This window comes from Burkholderia vietnamiensis LMG 10929, from assembly GCF_000959445.1.
Lineage (GTDB): Bacteria > Pseudomonadota > Gammaproteobacteria > Burkholderiales > Burkholderiaceae > Burkholderia > Burkholderia vietnamiensis.
On the sequence record NZ_CP009630.1, the window covers coordinates 1642922 to 1657714 of the forward strand.

General features: G+C 66.2%; 13 protein-coding genes. 7 read left to right on the forward strand and 6 right to left on the reverse strand.

Annotated elements, in window-relative coordinates; all coding sequences use genetic code 11:
* Nucleotides 1-39: 39 nt before the first annotated feature.
* Nucleotides 40-924 (reverse strand): polyprenyl synthetase family protein, encoded by an 885-nt coding sequence (locus tag AK36_RS07280; RefSeq protein ID WP_011881588.1) that lies wholly within the window; start codon nt 922-924, stop codon nt 40-42.
* Nucleotides 921-1214, reverse strand: coding sequence for an exodeoxyribonuclease VII small subunit (locus AK36_RS07285; RefSeq protein ID WP_011881587.1), 294 nt, complete (start codon nt 1212-1214; stop codon nt 921-923). Before AK36_RS07285 ends, AK36_RS07280 begins: the two co-directional genes overlap by 4 nt.
* 270 nt (nt 1215-1484) lie before the next feature.
* Between AK36_RS07285 and AK36_RS07290 the strand changes: the two genes are divergently transcribed.
* Entirely contained in the window at nt 1485-2591 is a 1107-nt protein-coding gene (locus AK36_RS07290; RefSeq protein WP_011881585.1) for an aromatic ring-hydroxylating oxygenase subunit alpha, read from the forward strand.
* A gap of 117 nt (nt 2592-2708) precedes the next feature.
* Nucleotides 2709-3578, forward strand: a complete 870-nt coding sequence (locus AK36_RS07295; RefSeq protein WP_011881584.1) for a sulfurtransferase — start codon at nt 2709-2711, stop codon at nt 3576-3578.
* 49 nt (nt 3579-3627) lie between these two features.
* Here the strand turns inward: AK36_RS07295 and AK36_RS07300 are convergent, their stop codons facing one another.
* The 3 genes from AK36_RS07300 to polA all read right to left on the reverse strand — a co-directional run bounded on the left by AK36_RS07300 (nt 3628) and on the right by polA (nt 9232).
* Nucleotides 3628-4503: a dienelactone hydrolase family protein gene (locus tag AK36_RS07300; protein WP_014724693.1), complete on the reverse strand. Its 876-nt coding sequence runs from the start codon at nt 4501-4503 to the stop codon at nt 3628-3630.
* A 363-nt stretch (nt 4504-4866) separates the two neighbouring features.
* A complete protein-coding gene (locus AK36_RS07305) occupies nt 4867-6201 on the reverse strand; it encodes an NAD(P)/FAD-dependent oxidoreductase (RefSeq protein ID WP_014724692.1) in 1335 nt (444 codons plus the stop codon).
* A 277-nt stretch (nt 6202-6478) separates the two neighbouring features.
* The gene (gene polA, locus AK36_RS07310) at nt 6479-9232 is read right to left on the reverse strand and encodes a DNA polymerase I (protein WP_034194991.1); all 2754 of its coding nucleotides are present in this window, start codon (nt 9230-9232) and stop codon (nt 6479-6481) included.
* Between the two features lies 1 nt (nt 9233).
* On the opposite strand from polA, the gene AK36_RS07315 reads away from it, so the two are divergent.
* A complete protein-coding gene (locus AK36_RS07315) occupies nt 9234-9992 on the forward strand; it encodes an LOG family protein (RefSeq protein ID WP_011881579.1) in 759 nt (252 codons plus the stop codon).
* Between the two features lie 382 nt (nt 9993-10374).
* Entirely contained in the window at nt 10375-10653 is a 279-nt protein-coding gene (locus AK36_RS07320) for a hypothetical protein (RefSeq protein ID WP_011881578.1), read from the forward strand.
* Between the two features lie 115 nt (nt 10654-10768).
* Here the strand turns inward: AK36_RS07320 and AK36_RS07325 are convergent, their stop codons facing one another.
* Nucleotides 10769-12295, reverse strand: a complete 1527-nt coding sequence (locus AK36_RS07325; protein WP_014724651.1) for an AMP nucleosidase — start codon at nt 12293-12295, stop codon at nt 10769-10771.
* A 141-nt stretch (nt 12296-12436) separates the two neighbouring features.
* On the opposite strand from AK36_RS07325, the gene AK36_RS07330 reads away from it, so the two are divergent.
* The 3 genes from AK36_RS07330 to AK36_RS07340 all read left to right on the forward strand — a co-directional run bounded on the left by AK36_RS07330 (nt 12437) and on the right by AK36_RS07340 (nt 14742).
* Nucleotides 12437-12841: a hypothetical protein gene (locus AK36_RS07330; protein WP_011881576.1), complete on the forward strand. Its 405-nt coding sequence runs from the start codon at nt 12437-12439 to the stop codon at nt 12839-12841.
* A 102-nt stretch (nt 12842-12943) separates the two neighbouring features.
* Nucleotides 12944-13942, forward strand: coding sequence for a homoserine kinase (locus tag AK36_RS07335; RefSeq protein WP_011881575.1), 999 nt, complete (start codon nt 12944-12946; stop codon nt 13940-13942).
* The gene (locus AK36_RS07340) at nt 13933-14742 is read left to right on the forward strand and encodes a BPSS1780 family membrane protein (protein ID WP_045578178.1); all 810 of its coding nucleotides are present in this window, start codon (nt 13933-13935) and stop codon (nt 14740-14742) included. Before AK36_RS07335 ends, AK36_RS07340 begins: the two co-directional genes overlap by 10 nt.
* Nucleotides 14743-14793 lie beyond the last annotated feature (51 nt).

Consider the following 14793-nt stretch of genomic DNA (forward strand, 5'->3'; position numbering starts at 1 on the left):
TGCACGCACCGTAGCGTGTGCGCAGCGGCGGGCTTCGCGTCAGCTGACCCGGTTCACCACCAGGTCGGCAAGTTCGGCGAGACGCTGTGCGCGCGCGCCGAACGGTTTCAGCGCATCGTGCGCTTCAGCGCGCAGCTGCGCTGCGAGCTCACGCGATGCGTCGAGGCCGAGGATCGATACGTAGGTCGGCTTGTCGTTCGCTGCATCCTTGCCAGCCGTCTTGCCGAGCGTCGCCGAATCGGTCGTGACGTCGAGAATGTCGTCGACGACCTGGAACGCCAGGCCCACGGCCCCCGCGTACACATCGAGTGCGGCCATCGCATCCGCCGACGGCGTCTCGCCTGCCAGCGCGCCCATCCGCACAGCGGCGCGCAACAGCGCGCCGGTCTTCATCCGGTGCATCGTCTCGAGCTGCTCGCGCGTCAGCTTCAGGCCGACGCTCGCCAGATCGATCGCCTGCCCGCCGGCCATGCCGATCGAGCCGCTCGCGAGCGCCAGCTCGCGCACCAGCGCGGCCTGCTGCACGGGCGACAGCGCGTCGGCATCCGTCAGCGCGACGAATGCCTGCGACTGCAGCGCATCGCCGACCAGCAGCGCCGTCGGCTCGTCGTACTGCACGTGCACGGTCGGCTTGCCGCGACGCAGCGCGTCGTCGTCCATGCACGGCATGTCGTCGTGCACCAGCGAGTAGACGTGGATCATCTCCAGCGCCGCCGCCGCCGCGTTGCGCGCCGCTTCGGTCGCGCCCGTCAACTCACCCGCTGCATGGCACAGCAGCGGGCGAACGCGTTTGCCCCCACCGAGGACCGCGTAGCGCATCGCCTCGTGGAGTTGCGTGGGCACCACGTTGTCGGCCGGCAAATAGTGGCCGAGTGCGTCCTCGACACGGTCAAGTACGGACCGCATCCATTGTTCGAATGTCATAGATCGTCGTCGTCGCCGTCCGTGGCGGCCGTTCCGGAGGAAAGCGGCTTCAGCGTCGCGCCGTCGAGCACGCGGACCTGTTGCTCCACTTTCTCGAGCTGCTGTTGGCAAAACGCAACGAGGGCCGCGCCGCGGCGATACGCGGCAAGCGAATCCTCGAGGCTCAACGCGCCGCCTTCCATCCGGGCAACCAGCGATTCGAGTTCCGCCAGCGCCGTTTCGTACTTGTCCGGCAACGGTTCGGTGCCGTTACCGGCCGCGGTGTCGCCGGGGGATGCGGTTTTCGCCATGGACGAGGGTGTCAAATTGCAAAACAAGTCGGACATTCTACGGCAAAAGAGAAATTTCCGACCTGCCGACGTGGGTACCCGGCCCCACATGCGACCCCGTATCGGGCGCCGACCATGCGCGGGCCCATCGACGCCCGACAAAAAATTGACACAAATCAGGCACTTAATCCTGGCCTTACGAGGGGATCCGGGTATAATTCCCCGTTTCCCTAAATCGATTTTTCGATGGTTGGGTTGTTCACTGCTTTCACGCTATCACCGGGAGTGGGAATGTCCAATCTGAGCGATGCGCTTCAGTTGAAGTCGGCTCATAGCCAGCTTCCAGTCACTGCTTACTTCGATGAGGCGCTGCTTGAGCGCGAGATCGAAACCCTCTTCAAGAAAGGACCTCGTTACATCGGGCACGAGTTGATGGTGCCCGAAGCGGGGGATTATTTCGCGCTGCCGTCCGAACAGGAAGGCCGCGTGCTGGTACGCAATCAGGCGAACCAGGTCGAGTTGCTGTCGAACGTCTGCCGTCACCGTCAGGCGATCATGCTCAATGGGCGCGGCCGCACCCAGAACATCGTATGCCCGCTGCATCGCTGGACTTACGACCTGGACGGCCAGCTGCTCGGCGCGCCGCACTTCCCCGACAAGCCGTGCCTGAATCTCGGCAAGAGCCCGCTGCAGAACTGGCAGGGGCTGCTGTTCGAGGCCGAAGGCCGCAACGTCGCGCGCGATCTCGCGAATCTCGGCACGAAACATCATTTCGACTTCGCCGAATATCAGTTCGATCACGTCGAAGTGCACGAGTGCGATTACAACTGGAAGACGTTCATCGAGGTCTACCTCGAGGACTACCACGTCGTCCCGTTCCACCCGGGCCTCGGCAGCTTCGTGTCGTGCGACGATCTCAAATGGGAGTTCGGCGAATGGTACAGCGTGCAGACGGTCGGCGTGCACAACGCGCTCGCGAAGCCGGGCAGCGCGACTTACCAGAAGTGGCACGAGCAGGTGCTCAAGTTCCGCAACGGCGTACCGCCTGAGTTCGGGGCGATCTGGATGGTCTATTACCCGGGCCTGATGATCGAGTGGTATCCGCACGTGCTCGTGGTGTCGTGGCTGATTCCGCGCGGCCCGCAGAAGACGACCAACATCGTCGAGTTCTATTACCCCGAGGAAATCGCACTGTTCGAGCGCGAATTCGTCGAGGCGGAGCGCGCCGCATATATGGAGACGGCCGTCGAGGACGATGAAATCGCCATGCGGATGGACGCAGGCCGTCGTGCGCTGATGGCGCGCGGCGAATCGCAGGTCGGCCCGTATCAGAGCCCGATGGAAGACGGCATGCAGCACTTCCACGAGTTCCTGCGCCGCCATCTCGGCGATCTCTGATCGCCCACGCGACGGCCAGCCGCGCAACGCATCCGGCATCATGAAAAGACGGGCTTCGGCCCGTCTTTTTTTGTTTAGACTTCGGGTATCGGGCCGTTCGCACTCCAGGGAGCCGTCATGCCACACACTCACTACACCACGCTCATCTCCGCCGCCAATCTCGCCGAGCGGCTGGCCGCGGCACCGGGCAGCGTCGCCGTGTTCGACTGCCGCTTCGATCTCGCCGATCCGGCAGCGGGCGAAGCCGCTTACGCAGCCGGCCATATTCCCGGCGCACAGTATCTGCACCTCGATCGCGACCTGTCCGGGCGCAAGACCGGCACCAACGGCCGCCATCCGCTGCCGAGCCGCGACGCACTGGCCTCGCTGATGGCCAGCCGCGGCGTCAAGCAGGGCCAGCAGGTGGTTGCGTATGACGCGCACGGCGGCGCCTATGCGGCGCGCCTGTGGTGGTTGCTGCGCTGGCTCGGGCACGACTCCGTGGCGGTGCTCGACGGCGGTCTGCAGGCATGGGAGGCGTCCGGCCAGCCGCTGACGACGGACGTGCAGCATCCGGCTGCCGGCGACTTCCGCGCGGCCGCGCCGCTCGAGTCGACCGTCGATGCTGCGGCCGTGCTCGCGAACATCGCGTCGGGCGCGCGGATCGTGATCGACGCTCGGGCACCGGACCGCTATCGCGGCGAAAACGAAACGATCGATCGTGTCGGCGGCCATATTCCCGGCGCGCGCAACCGCTTCTTCAAGGACAATCTCTCGACCGACGGCCGCTTCAAGACGGGCCACGAGCTGCGCGAGACGTTCACCGCCCTGCTGGCCGGCGTCCAGCCGAACAGCGTGATCCTGCAATGCGGGTCGGGCGTGACCGCATGCCACAACGCGCTCGCGCTCGAAATCGCGGGGCTGCACGGCGCGTCGCTGTATCCGGGCTCGTGGAGCGAATGGAGCGCCGATCCGGCGCGGCCGATCGCGACCGGCCCCACGCCGTAAGCGCCGACACGGCACGACGAACGGGCGGCTCCCGACGCCGCCCGTTCGCTTACATCACGCCGTACTTCTGGAACCACTCGATCGCGCGTTTCCACCCGTCTTCGGCGTCGGCCTTCACGTAGCTCGGCCGGTAATCGGCGAAGAACGCGTGGCCGGCATCCGGATACACGACGATCTCCGACTGGCGCGCGCGCTTCGAATCGCTCGTCTGGATCGCATTACGCATGTCGGCGAGCGACGCCTGCGTGATGTTGGCGTCCTTCTCGCCATAGAGGCCGAGCACCGGCACCTTCAGCAACGACGCATGATCGACCGGATTGAACGGCGTCATCTCGTCGGTCTTGCCCTCGACGAAGCCGTACCACGCCACCGCCGCGAGCACGTGCGGGTTGTGCTCCGCATAGAGCCACGCCTGGCGGCCGCCCCAGCAGAACCCCGTCACGCCGAGCCGCGCCGGATCGCCGCCGTTCCTGCCGGCCCACGCGACGGTCGCATCGAGATCCTCGGTCACCTGCCGGTCGGGCACCTTGCTGATGATGTGCTCGTAGAGATCCTTCATCGTCGGATACTTCGCCGCATTGCCCTGCCGCGCGAACAGGTCGGGCGCGATCGCGAGATAGCCGAGCTTCGCAAAGCGCCGGCACACATCGGCGATATGCGCATGCACGCCGAAGATCTCGTGGATCACGATGACGATCGGCAGATTCGTCTTGTCGACCGGCTGCGCGCGATACGCGGGGATGCTCGCATCGCCGGAACGGATTTCGATCGTGTCGACGTCGAGCCCCGCGCTGTCGGTCGTGATCGTCTGCGCCGACACGGGCAGCACGGCCGCCGCGAAGGCGCTGCCGAGCGCGGCCTGCATGAACTTGCGGCGCGAGAACGGAACGTGGGGGACCAAGCTGTCGACTTCGGGTTTCAACATGAATGCACTCCTCGATTGGGCACCGCCGTCATGGCCGCGAACGGAACCGGACGGAGCGTCGCGCCGTCGAACGACGCGGATGTCGCGGCGGCTGGCACACCGCCGCAACCGGAAACCCGCACAAGATGCCCAATAATCCGTTGTCGCGTCAACTGTCGGAGATGTAAGACTCGATTACCGACGTGGCTGTCCCGCTCGTCGGCGGGCGCGCGACCCACCGCGTCGCGCGAATGAAACGGCGTGTCGTCATGCGTGCGCGGCTGGTCGGACGCGGACCTCGCAGCGCGGCAATCGCACGTGCCGCGGGCATCGACGCAGCCGGTCACGCGCTGCCCGCTCGATGCCCGCATCCACCGCGCGCGACTAGTGCAGCTTCACACGCGGCAGCGTCGTCCGCCGCAGCCAGTGCGCGACCGTATCGAGCACCATGCGCGGATAGCCGTGCAGCGCCGCGACGTGCAGCCGGTACAACGACATGTACATGAACCGCGCGAACAACCCTTCGATCAGCATGTTGCCGCCGATCAACCCGCCCATCAGGTTGCCGACCGCGCTGAAGTGGCCGAGCGACACGAGCGAACCGAAATCGCGATACGTGAACTCGGGCAGCGGCCGGCCGTCGAGCCGGCATCCGATCGCCTTCAGCAGGAAGCTCGCCTGCTGATGCGCGGCCTGCGCGCGCGGCGGCACGTTGCGTTCGTGGCCGGGCCATGCGCATGCCGCGCAGTCGCCGAGTGCGAACACGTTGTCGTCGATGACGGTCTGCAGCGTACGGCGCACGTCGAGCTGGCCGAGCTTGTTGACCTGCAGGCCGTCCAGCTGCCCGAGCACGGCCGGCGCCTTGATGCCGGCCGCCCACACCGTGAGGTCGGCGCGCACGGCCTTGCCGCTCGCGGTGTGCACGAATCCCGGCGCGACTTCGGTCACGCGCTCGGCCAGCATCAGGCGAACGCCGAGCTTCTCGAGCAGCTCGGCCGTCGCCGACGACACGCGCTCCTGCAGCGCGGGGAGAATGCGCGGGCCCGATTCGATCAGCACGATGCCGACGTCATGCCGCGGATCGAGCTTGTGCAGCCCATACACGGACAGCACCTGCGCGGTGTTGCGCAGTTCGGCCGACAACTCGACGCCCGTCGCCCCGCCGCCGACGATCACGACCTGGATGCGCGGCTCGGCGGCCGCGCCCGGTGCGGGCTCAGCCGGTGCCTGGTGCTCGGCGCGCATGCACGCAGCAATCAGGCGCTTGCGGAAGCGCTCGGCTTCGCCGACCGTATCGAGCGCGATCGCGTTTTCCGCCGCGCCCTGCACGCCGAAGAAGTGCGTCGTGCTGCCGATCGCGACCACCAGCGTGTCATATTCCAGATTGCGCGCGGGCAGCAGTTCCGCGCCGTCGCTGTCGTTGACCGGCGCCAGCGCGATGCGCTTGGCGGTGCGATCGAGCGCGGTCAGCTCGCCCTGCTGAAACTCGAAGCCATGCCAGCGCGCCTGCGCCGCGTATTCGAGCTCCTGCGTGAACGGGTCCATGCTGCCGGCCGCGACCTCGTGCAGCAACGGCTTCCAGATGTGAGTCGGATTGCGGTCGACGAGCGTGACGAGCGCACGCGCGGGACGATTGCCGCTCGCGCCGTAACGATCGCCGAGCCGCGTCGCCAGTTCGAGGCCGCCTGCGCCTCCGCCTACGATGATGATCCGATGCATCCGATTCCCCCTTTGCGATTCGACACTGCTGCCGCCGGACGAGGCAGACGCGATGCCTTCGCGCCGCCCGCTGGATTAACCGGTTCGGACACCATCGATGTGCAGTTCGAAACACACTCCGATGCGTCCAAGCCAGGGAACGCGGGGCGCGCAGCCCCGAAACAATCAATTGCTGATCTGCATTGTCCGGAGCTTGCGCGTCGATCACAAGCAAACCATCTCGATATTCAGCATCCCCGCAACAATATGCCGAAGGGAGCGGGAATCGCGCGATGCGTCAGTGGGCCTCTTCCCAGTTCGCGCCGGCGCCGACTTCCGCGACCAGCGGCACCTTCAGCTTCGCGACGCCGCACATCATTTCGGGCAGCTTCTCGCGCACCAGCGACAGCTCGTCGTCGGGCACCTCGAGCACCAGTTCATCGTGCACCTGCATGATCATGCGCGATGCAAGCCGGTCGCGCGTGAGCCAGTCGTCGACCGCGATCATCGACAGCTTGATCAGATCGGCTGCCGTGCCCTGCATCGGTGCATTGATTGCGGCACGCTCGGCCGCCTGCCGGCGCGGCCCGTTGCCGCCGTTGATTTCCGGCAGCCACAGGCGACGGCCGAACACCGTTTCGACATAGCCCTGGTCCTTCGCCGCCGCACGGGTGTCTTCCATGTACTGCGCGACCCCCGGGTAGCGCGCGAAATAGCGGTCGATGTACAGCTTCGCCGCATCGCGCGTGATGCCGAGATTCGATGCGAGTCCGAACGCGCTCATCCCGTAGATCAACCCGAAGTTGATCACCTTCGCGATGCGGCGCTGATCCGAATTCACCTCGAGCGGCGTCACGCCGAACACTTCGGCCGCGGTCGCGCGGTGGATGTCCTCGCCGTGCGCGAACGCGCGCAGCAACGACGCATCGCCGGAGATGTGCGCCATGATCCGCAATTCGATCTGCGAATAGTCGGCCGACACGATCCGATGGCCCGGCGACGCGATGAACGCTTCGCGAATGCGCCGGCCTTCGGCCGTGCGCACGGGGATGTTCTGCAGGTTCGGCTCGTTCGACGCGAGCCGGCCGGTGACCGCCACGGCCTGCGCATAGTTCGTGTGTACGCGGCCTGTGGCGGGGTTCACCATGCGCGGCAGCTTGTCGGTGTAGGTCGACTTCAGCTTCGACAGCCCGCGATGCTCGAGCAGCAGCTTCGGCAGCGGGTAATCCTCGGCGAGCTTCTGCAGCACTTCTTCGTCGGTGGACGGCGCGCCGCTCGGCGTCTTCTTCACGACCGGCAACTGCAGCTTCTCGAAGAAGATCTGGCCGATCTGCTTCGGCGAGCCGAGATTGAATTCGCCGCCGGCCAGCTCGTACGCCTGCCCTTCGAGCTCGATGAGCCGCGTCGCGATCTCGTTGCTTTGCGCGTGCAACAGCGCGTCGTCGATCAGCACGCCGGTGCGCTCCATCTTGCGCAGCACCAGCGACACCGGCATCTCGATCTCGCGATACACGCGCTCGAGGCCCGCTTCGCGTGCGATCTGCGGATAGAGCACGTGATGCAGCTGCAGCGTGATGTCGGCGTCTTCGGCCGCGTACGCGGCAGCCTGGTCGAGCGCCACCTCGTCGAAGCCGATCTGCTTCGCGCCCTTGCCTGCGACGTCTTCGTACTTGATCGTCTTGACGCCCAGATGGCGCAGCGCGAGGCTGTCCATGTCGTGCGTGCGGTGCGATTCGAGCACGTACGACTCGAGCAGCGTGTCGTGCTCGATGCCGTTCAGCGCGATGTCGTAGTTCGCGAGCACCTGCGCGTCGTACTTCAGATGCTGGCCGACCTTCTTGCGGTCGGCCGCTTCGAGCCACGGCTTCAGGCGCGCGAGCACGTCGTCGAGCGGCAGTTGCTCGGGCAGATCGGGCCCGCGATGCGCGACCGGCAGATACGCGGCCTTGCCCGGCTCGACCGAAAACGACAGCCCGACGAGTCGTGCGGTCATCGGATCGAGCGACGTGGTTTCGGTGTCGAACGCCGTCAGTGCGGCTGCATCGATCTTCGCGAACCACGCGTCGAATTGCGCCCAGGTCTGGATCGTCTCGTACTCGCGCACGATGTCGGTTGAGACCACCGGCGCCGGCTCGCCGTCGCGCGCGTCGGCGCCGCCGCCTTCCGGCGGTGCGCTGTCGACCTCGCGCAGCCATGTCTTGAAGCCGTAACGCGCGAAGATGTCGCGCAGCAGGTCGCGTGCTTCGCCGTCGGTCTTCAGCGACGCCTCGATCGATTCGAGATGCGGTGCGAGATCGCAGGCCGTGTCGACGGTCACGAGCTTGCGGCCGAGCGGCAGGAAGTCGAGCGCGCGGCGCAGGTTGTCGCCGACCACGCCCTTGATCTCGCCTGCGTGCTCGATCACGCCGTCGAGGCTGTCGTATTGCGACAGCCACTTCACGGCCGTCTTCGGCCCGCACTTCTCGACGCCCGGCACGTTGTCGACGGTGTCGCCGATCAGCGCGAGGTAATCGATGATGCGCTCGGGCGGCACGCCGAACTTCGCGATCACGCCGTCGCGATCGAGCGTCTCGTTCGTCATCGTGTTGACGAGCGTGACGCGCTCGGTCACGAGCTGTGCGAGATCCTTGTCGCCGGTCGACACGATCACGTTCATGCCGCGCTGCTCGGCCTCGCGCGCGAGCGTGCCGATCACGTCGTCGGCCTCGACGCCCTCGACCATCAGCAGCGGCCAGCCGAGCGCGCGCACCGCGCCGTGAATCGGCTCGACCTGCAACGCGAGATCGGGCGGCATCGACGGACGGTTTGCCTTATAGTCGGCATAAAGGTCGTCGCGGAACGTCTTGCCCTTTGCATCGAACACGCAAGCGCTATACTCTGCACTGACTTCCTTGCGCATACGGCGCAGCATGTTGATGATTCCGTAGAGCGCTCCGGTCGGCTCCCCGCCAGGGCCACGCAGATCAGGCATCGCATGGTAAGCCCGATACAGATAGCTCGAACCGTCAACCAATAGCAGGGTCTTACCTTCCAGATTTCGTTCTTCAGGCATTATGAACAAGAGAAAAGTGATTCCGAGTCTGCGTTCGCTCGCAGATCAAGAACGCGCGACGGCCAAGAAGGCGCGCGCATCGTGGCAGATGTTCACGATTATGGCAGAGTTTATCGAGGCAACCGAGTACCTGTCGGAGATCCGTCCGGCCGTCAGCATCTACGGTTCTGCCCGCCTCAAGCCCGACACGCCGCACTACAAGCTCGCCGCGCAAATCGCCCGCAAACTGTCCGACGCCGGCTTCGCGGTGATCTCCGGCGGCGGCCCCGGCATCATGGAAGCGGCGAACAAGGGCGCGCACGCCGGCAAGGCGCCGTCGGTCGGCCTGAACATCGAATTGCCGCATGAGCAAGCCGGCAACCATTACCAGGACATCTCGCTGCGCTTTCGCCACTTCTTCACGCGCAAGGTCACGTTCGTCAAGAACTCCGACGCGGTGATCGTGATGCCGGGCGGCTTCGGCACGCTCGACGAACTGTCCGAAGTGCTCACGCTGATCCAAACGAAGAAGTCGCGGCTCGTGCCGATCATCCTCGTCGGCAGCGAGTTCTGGAAGGGGCTGCTGCAGTGGTTCCGCGACCAGCTGATTCCGATGGGCCTGATCAATCCCGAAGACATGGACCTGATGCAGGTGATCGACGATCCCGACCAGGTGCTCGACGCCGTGCTCGCCTTCTACGAGGACAGCGGCGAAGAAGAAGGCCCGGAAGGCGACGACGAACCGCCGCGCCCCGAAGAAGACCGCATGTTCTATCTGTAACCGGGACGATGCCGCTGCCGGCGCATTGCCGGCAGCGCGCGGTCCACACGCGGCAGGCGGCGCGATTGCGCTGCCTGCCGCGTGTCATTTTGTAACCTCGCATTAATCGGCGCCGCGCGGCCGCGTGCGGTCGAATGTCAAATTCGCGCGCAACGTCGCACGACGTTGCTTGGCCGTGAACCTTCATTGTCAAATCGCGCCGAACGTGGTGGCCGACACGGCCGCGCCCGGCGCCAATCAGCCGTTACAAACGCGGCTCGCATTTTTCGTCGCGCGCCAGCACACTGCATCTCGTCGGCGCGGCGTCCCCCCGGTGGAAACGATTCCCCCTCGCGTCCATCGCGTCGCACCGGCATCTGATCACGACATCACGGAAAACAACATGAAACCCACGCTGCTCGCCCTTTCTCTCGCCGGCCTCGGTCTCACGGTGTCCGGCCTCGCCCACGCCGTCAACGTCGACGTGAACATCGGCACCGCGGCGCCGGTGATCGTCGCCCCCGCGCCTGCGGTGATCGTCGGCTGGCACGGCGACCGCTATTGGGACGGCCGTCGCTACTGGGAGCGCCGTGAATGGGAAGACCACGAACGCGGCTACCGGCACGAACCGCGCGGCGGCTATCACTGCCCGCCGGGACACGCGAAGAAGGGCGAGTGCTGAGCATCCGCGCGGCGCGCTGATCGCGCCGTGTAACGCACCAACAAGAAGGCCGCATGCGAACCATGGTTCGCATGCGGCCTTCTTGTTGCACGCGCAACTGCGCTGCGACGTGAGGTTACTGGAACGCCACCTCGGCAAAGCTCCGCAGCTTGCGACTGTGCAGCTTGTCGAGTCCGTTGGTGCGGAGGATTTCCATCGCCTTCACGCCGATCTGCAGATGCTGATCGACCTGACCGCGATAGAACGTATCGGCCATGCCCGGCAGCTTCAGCTCGCCGTGCAACGGCTTGTCCGACACGCACAGCAACGTGCCGTACGGCACGCGGAACCGGAAACCGTTCGCGGCGATCGTCGCGCTTTCCATGTCGAGCGCGATCGCGCGGCTCTGCGACAGCCGCTGCACGGGCTCGCGATGATCGCGCAATTCCCAGTTGCGGTTGTCGACGCTCGCGACCGTACCCGTGCGCATCACGCGCTTGAGCTCGGTGCCTTCGAGCTGCGTGACCTCGGCCACCGCGCGCTCGAGCGCGAGCTGCACTTCGGCGAGCGCGGGGATCGGCACCCACAGCGGCAGGTCGGCGTCGAGCACGTGGTCCTCGCGCACGTAGCCATGCGCGAGCACGTAGTCGCCGAGGCGCTGCGTGTTGCGCAGGCCCGCGCAATGACCGAGCATCACCCACGCGTGCGGACGCAGCACCGCGATGTGATCGGTGATCGTCTTCGCGTTCGACGGGCCGACGCCGATGTTGACCATCGTGATGCCGCTGCCGTCCGCGCGCTTCAGGTGGTACGCGGGCATCTGCGGCAGACGCGGCGGCGCGGCGCCCTCGACCGGCTCGCTGCCGAGGTTCGCGTTGTACGTGACCACATCGCCCGGCTCCACGAACGAACTGTATTGACTGCGGTACGCACGCACGTCGGGATCGCTGCTTTCCGTCATCAGCGTGCGGCCGAGCTTCACGAACTCGTCGATGTAGAACTGGTAGTTCGTATACAGCACGTAATTCTGGAAGTGCGTCGGCGACGTGGCCGTGTAATGACGCAGCCGGTGCAGCGAGAAGTCGACGCGCGCCGCGGTGAACAACGCGAGCGGATGCGGCTCGCCGGGCGCCGGCTCGAACGTGCCGTTGACGATGCGATCGTCGAGATACGACAGATCGGGCGTGTCGAAGATGTCGCGCATCGCGAGCAGGCGGTCGCGGTCGAGCTCGCCTTCGAGGTGGATGCCCTCGGGAAACGCGAAGTGCACGGGAATCGGCTGCGACGAGACGCCGATCTCGATCTTCACGTGATGGTTTTTCGACAGCAGGCGAAGTTGCTCGCGATAGTAGTTCGCGAACAGGTCGGGGCGCGTGACGGTCGTCTCGAACACGCCGGGGCCGGCGACGAAGCCGTACGAGCGGCGCGAATCGACGTGCGTGTTGACGTCGGTGCGAATCCGCACGAACGGATAGCACGCGCGCACGTGCTCGGTGATCGGTTCGTGGCGCCGGTAGCGCGCGAACGCATCGCGCAGGAAACCCGTGTTGGTGTCGTAGATGGCCGACAGTCGCGCGACGGCGGCGATGGAATCGTCGAAGGCTTCGACGGGTGGGCTTTCGGGCGTCAGCACGCGGTGCCGGCGGCTCAAATCGTTCTTCATTTTCGTCACCTCATCTGATCGGACCACATTACCACGGAACCCGGTCACGCTCATGGCTCCGCGCAGCCACGGCGGTCGCACGCGACGGGCGGGCTGCACGCAGTAATTTGCTAAAATCGGCGGGTTCACTGGAGACTCATCATGAAGCCGCTCATTCTCGTCGTCGCCGCCGCGCTTGCTGGCACGTTTGCCGCCGCCGGAGCCGCGTACGCGGCCGGCAGCACGTCGGACGCCGACGCGCAGGCGCGCGCCGAGGCCAACGAAGCCGCTGGCCTGCCCGATCTCCGCAAGATCAACCGGCCGGGCGCCGAAGTCACGTCCAAGGTCGACTTCGCCGACATCCGCCGCACGCCGAGCTTTCACGAAAAAAGCAAGAACGGCACCGAAGTCACCGAGTATCGCGATCGCGGCAAGCCGGTCGAGATCGACGTGAAGTCGAATTTCGGCACGCGCTATCAGATGAGCTCGTCGATCGACACGTCGCCGAAGCCGCACGACGCCGGCGTGCCGATCACGCGCCTGCCGTCGGTGAACCTGCACTATTGATTTGCGCGACGCCGCGCCGGATTCGGCGCGGCGCGACGCTCTCCCTCCATTCCCGTCGCGCCGCACGCCGCGCGCGTCGACAACTGACCAGACGCATCTCGCATGGCCGTTTTCACCGCTGTTTCCGACTCCGATCTCGCGCAATGGATGCGCCACTACGAACTGGGCGACGTGCTGGCGTTCCGCGGCATTCCGTCCGGCATCGAAAACAGCAACTTCTTCCTGACGACGACGCGCGGCGAATACGTGCTGACGATCTTCGAGAAGCTGACGGCCGAACAGCTGCCGTTCTATCTGGACCTGATGCGCCACCTGGCAAGCCATCGCGTGCCGGTGCCGGACCCGGTGCCGCGCGACGACGGCGCCCTGTTCGGCCTGCTGCACGGCAAGCCGGCCGCGATCGTGACCAAGCTCGACGGCGCCGCGGAGCTCGCGCCCGGCGTCGAACACTGCATCGAAGTCGGCCAGATGCTGGCGCGCATGCACCTGGCGGGGCGCGACTACGCGCGCCAGCAGCCGAACCTGCGCAGCCTGCCGTGGTGGCAGGAAAACGTGCCGGCGATCGTGCCGTTCATTTCCGACGCGCAGCGCGCGCTGCTCGAAAGCGAACTCGCGCACCAGGCCGCGTTCTTCGCGTCGGACGACTACGCGGCGCTGCCGAGCGGCCCGTGCCACTGCGATCTGTTCCGCGACAACGTGCTGTTCGCGCACGCGGCGCCCGGCACCGGCCATGACGTACGGCTCGGCGGCTTCTTCGACTTCTATTTCGCCGGCTGCGACAAATGGCTGTTCGACGTCGCGGTGACCGTCAACGACTGGTGCGTCGACCTCGCGACCGGCGTGCTCGACACCGCGCGCGCCGACGCGCTGCTGCGCGCATACCAGACCGTGCGGCCGTTCACCGCCGAGGAGCGCCGCCACTGGAGCGACATGCTGCGCGCCGGCGCGTACCGGTTCTGGGTGTCCCGCCTGTACGACTTCTACCTGCCGCGCGCGGCCGAAATGCTGAAGCCGCACGACCCCGGTCATTTCGAACGCATTCTCCGTGAGCGGATCGCCCACACGCCCGCGCTTCCCGAGACCCACACCGCATGCAACTGATCGAAGTACCCGCGAAAGCGGGCTATGTCTGGTTCCGTCAAGGCATCTGGCTGTTCCGCCGGAACCCGCTCGCGTTCATCACGCTGTTCTTCACGTACCTGCTGGCGGTCACGCTGGTGTCGAGGGTGCCGGTGGTCGGCGCGGCGCTGCCGCTGGTGTTCATCCCCGGCATCGCGGTCGGCTTCATGGCCGCATGCCGCGACACCGTGGCCGGCAAGCCGGTGATGCCGACGATCCTCGTCGACGGCTTCCGGTCGTACGGCAAGACCGCGACGCAGCGGCTGCTGGTGCTCGGCGTCGTCTACGTCGCGCTGATGGTGCTGGTGTTCGCCGCGTCGTCGCTGGTCGACGGCGGCGGTCTGCTCCACATGATGCTCGGCACGACCGGCGACACGAATCCGACGCCGGAGTCGCTCGCCGCGCAACGCACGCTCGGTGCGCTGCTCCTCGCCACGCTGCTCTACACGCCGGTCGCGATGCTGTTCTGGTTCGCGCCGGTGCTCACCGCGTGGCACGACATCCCGCCGGCGAAGGCGCTGTTCTTCAGCATCGTCAGCTGCTGGCGCAATCGCGGCGCGTTCCTGGTGTACGGGCTGCTGTGGTTCGGCGTCGCGCTCGGCACGTCGTTCGGCCTGTCGCTGCTGTTGCAGGCGCTCGGCGCGGGCGCCTACGTTCTGACGATCATGATGCCGGTGACGATCGTGATCGTCACGATGATGTACTGCTCGTTCTACGCGACCTATCGCGGCTGCTTCGGCGTGCAGGAGCCGGGCACGGCGACGCCGATGTCGGGTCGCTGAAACGGCGGTCGGCCGGCTTGCTCGGCCGGCCCTATCCCGTCCTCGGCGGTC

What these genes read in the sequence shown, in the direction of transcription:
- AK36_RS07280 (WP_011881588.1), bottom strand. Translation starts at nt 924, where the DNA reads ATGACATTCGAACAATGGATGCGGTCCGTACTTGACCGTGTCGAGGAC.
- AK36_RS07285 (WP_011881587.1), bottom strand. Translation starts at nt 1,214, where the DNA reads ATGGCGAAAACCGCATCCCCCGGCGACACCGCGGCCGGTAACGGCACC.
- AK36_RS07290 (WP_011881585.1), top strand. Translation starts at nt 1,485, where the DNA reads ATGTCCAATCTGAGCGATGCGCTTCAGTTGAAGTCGGCTCATAGCCAG.
- AK36_RS07295 (WP_011881584.1), top strand. Translation starts at nt 2,709, where the DNA reads ATGCCACACACTCACTACACCACGCTCATCTCCGCCGCCAATCTCGCC.
- AK36_RS07300 (WP_014724693.1), bottom strand. Translation starts at nt 4,503, where the DNA reads ATGTTGAAACCCGAAGTCGACAGCTTGGTCCCCCACGTTCCGTTCTCG.
- AK36_RS07305 (WP_014724692.1), bottom strand. Translation starts at nt 6,201, where the DNA reads ATGCATCGGATCATCATCGTAGGCGGAGGCGCAGGCGGCCTCGAACTG.
- polA (WP_034194991.1), bottom strand. Translation starts at nt 9,232, where the DNA reads ATGCCTGAAGAACGAAATCTGGAAGGTAAGACCCTGCTATTGGTTGAC.
- AK36_RS07315 (WP_011881579.1), top strand. Translation starts at nt 9,234, where the DNA reads ATGAACAAGAGAAAAGTGATTCCGAGTCTGCGTTCGCTCGCAGATCAA.
- AK36_RS07320 (WP_011881578.1), top strand. Translation starts at nt 10,375, where the DNA reads ATGAAACCCACGCTGCTCGCCCTTTCTCTCGCCGGCCTCGGTCTCACG.
- AK36_RS07325 (WP_014724651.1), bottom strand. Translation starts at nt 12,295, where the DNA reads ATGAAGAACGATTTGAGCCGCCGGCACCGCGTGCTGACGCCCGAAAGC.
- AK36_RS07330 (WP_011881576.1), top strand. Translation starts at nt 12,437, where the DNA reads ATGAAGCCGCTCATTCTCGTCGTCGCCGCCGCGCTTGCTGGCACGTTT.
- AK36_RS07335 (WP_011881575.1), top strand. Translation starts at nt 12,944, where the DNA reads ATGGCCGTTTTCACCGCTGTTTCCGACTCCGATCTCGCGCAATGGATG.
- AK36_RS07340 (WP_045578178.1), top strand. Translation starts at nt 13,933, where the DNA reads ATGCAACTGATCGAAGTACCCGCGAAAGCGGGCTATGTCTGGTTCCGT.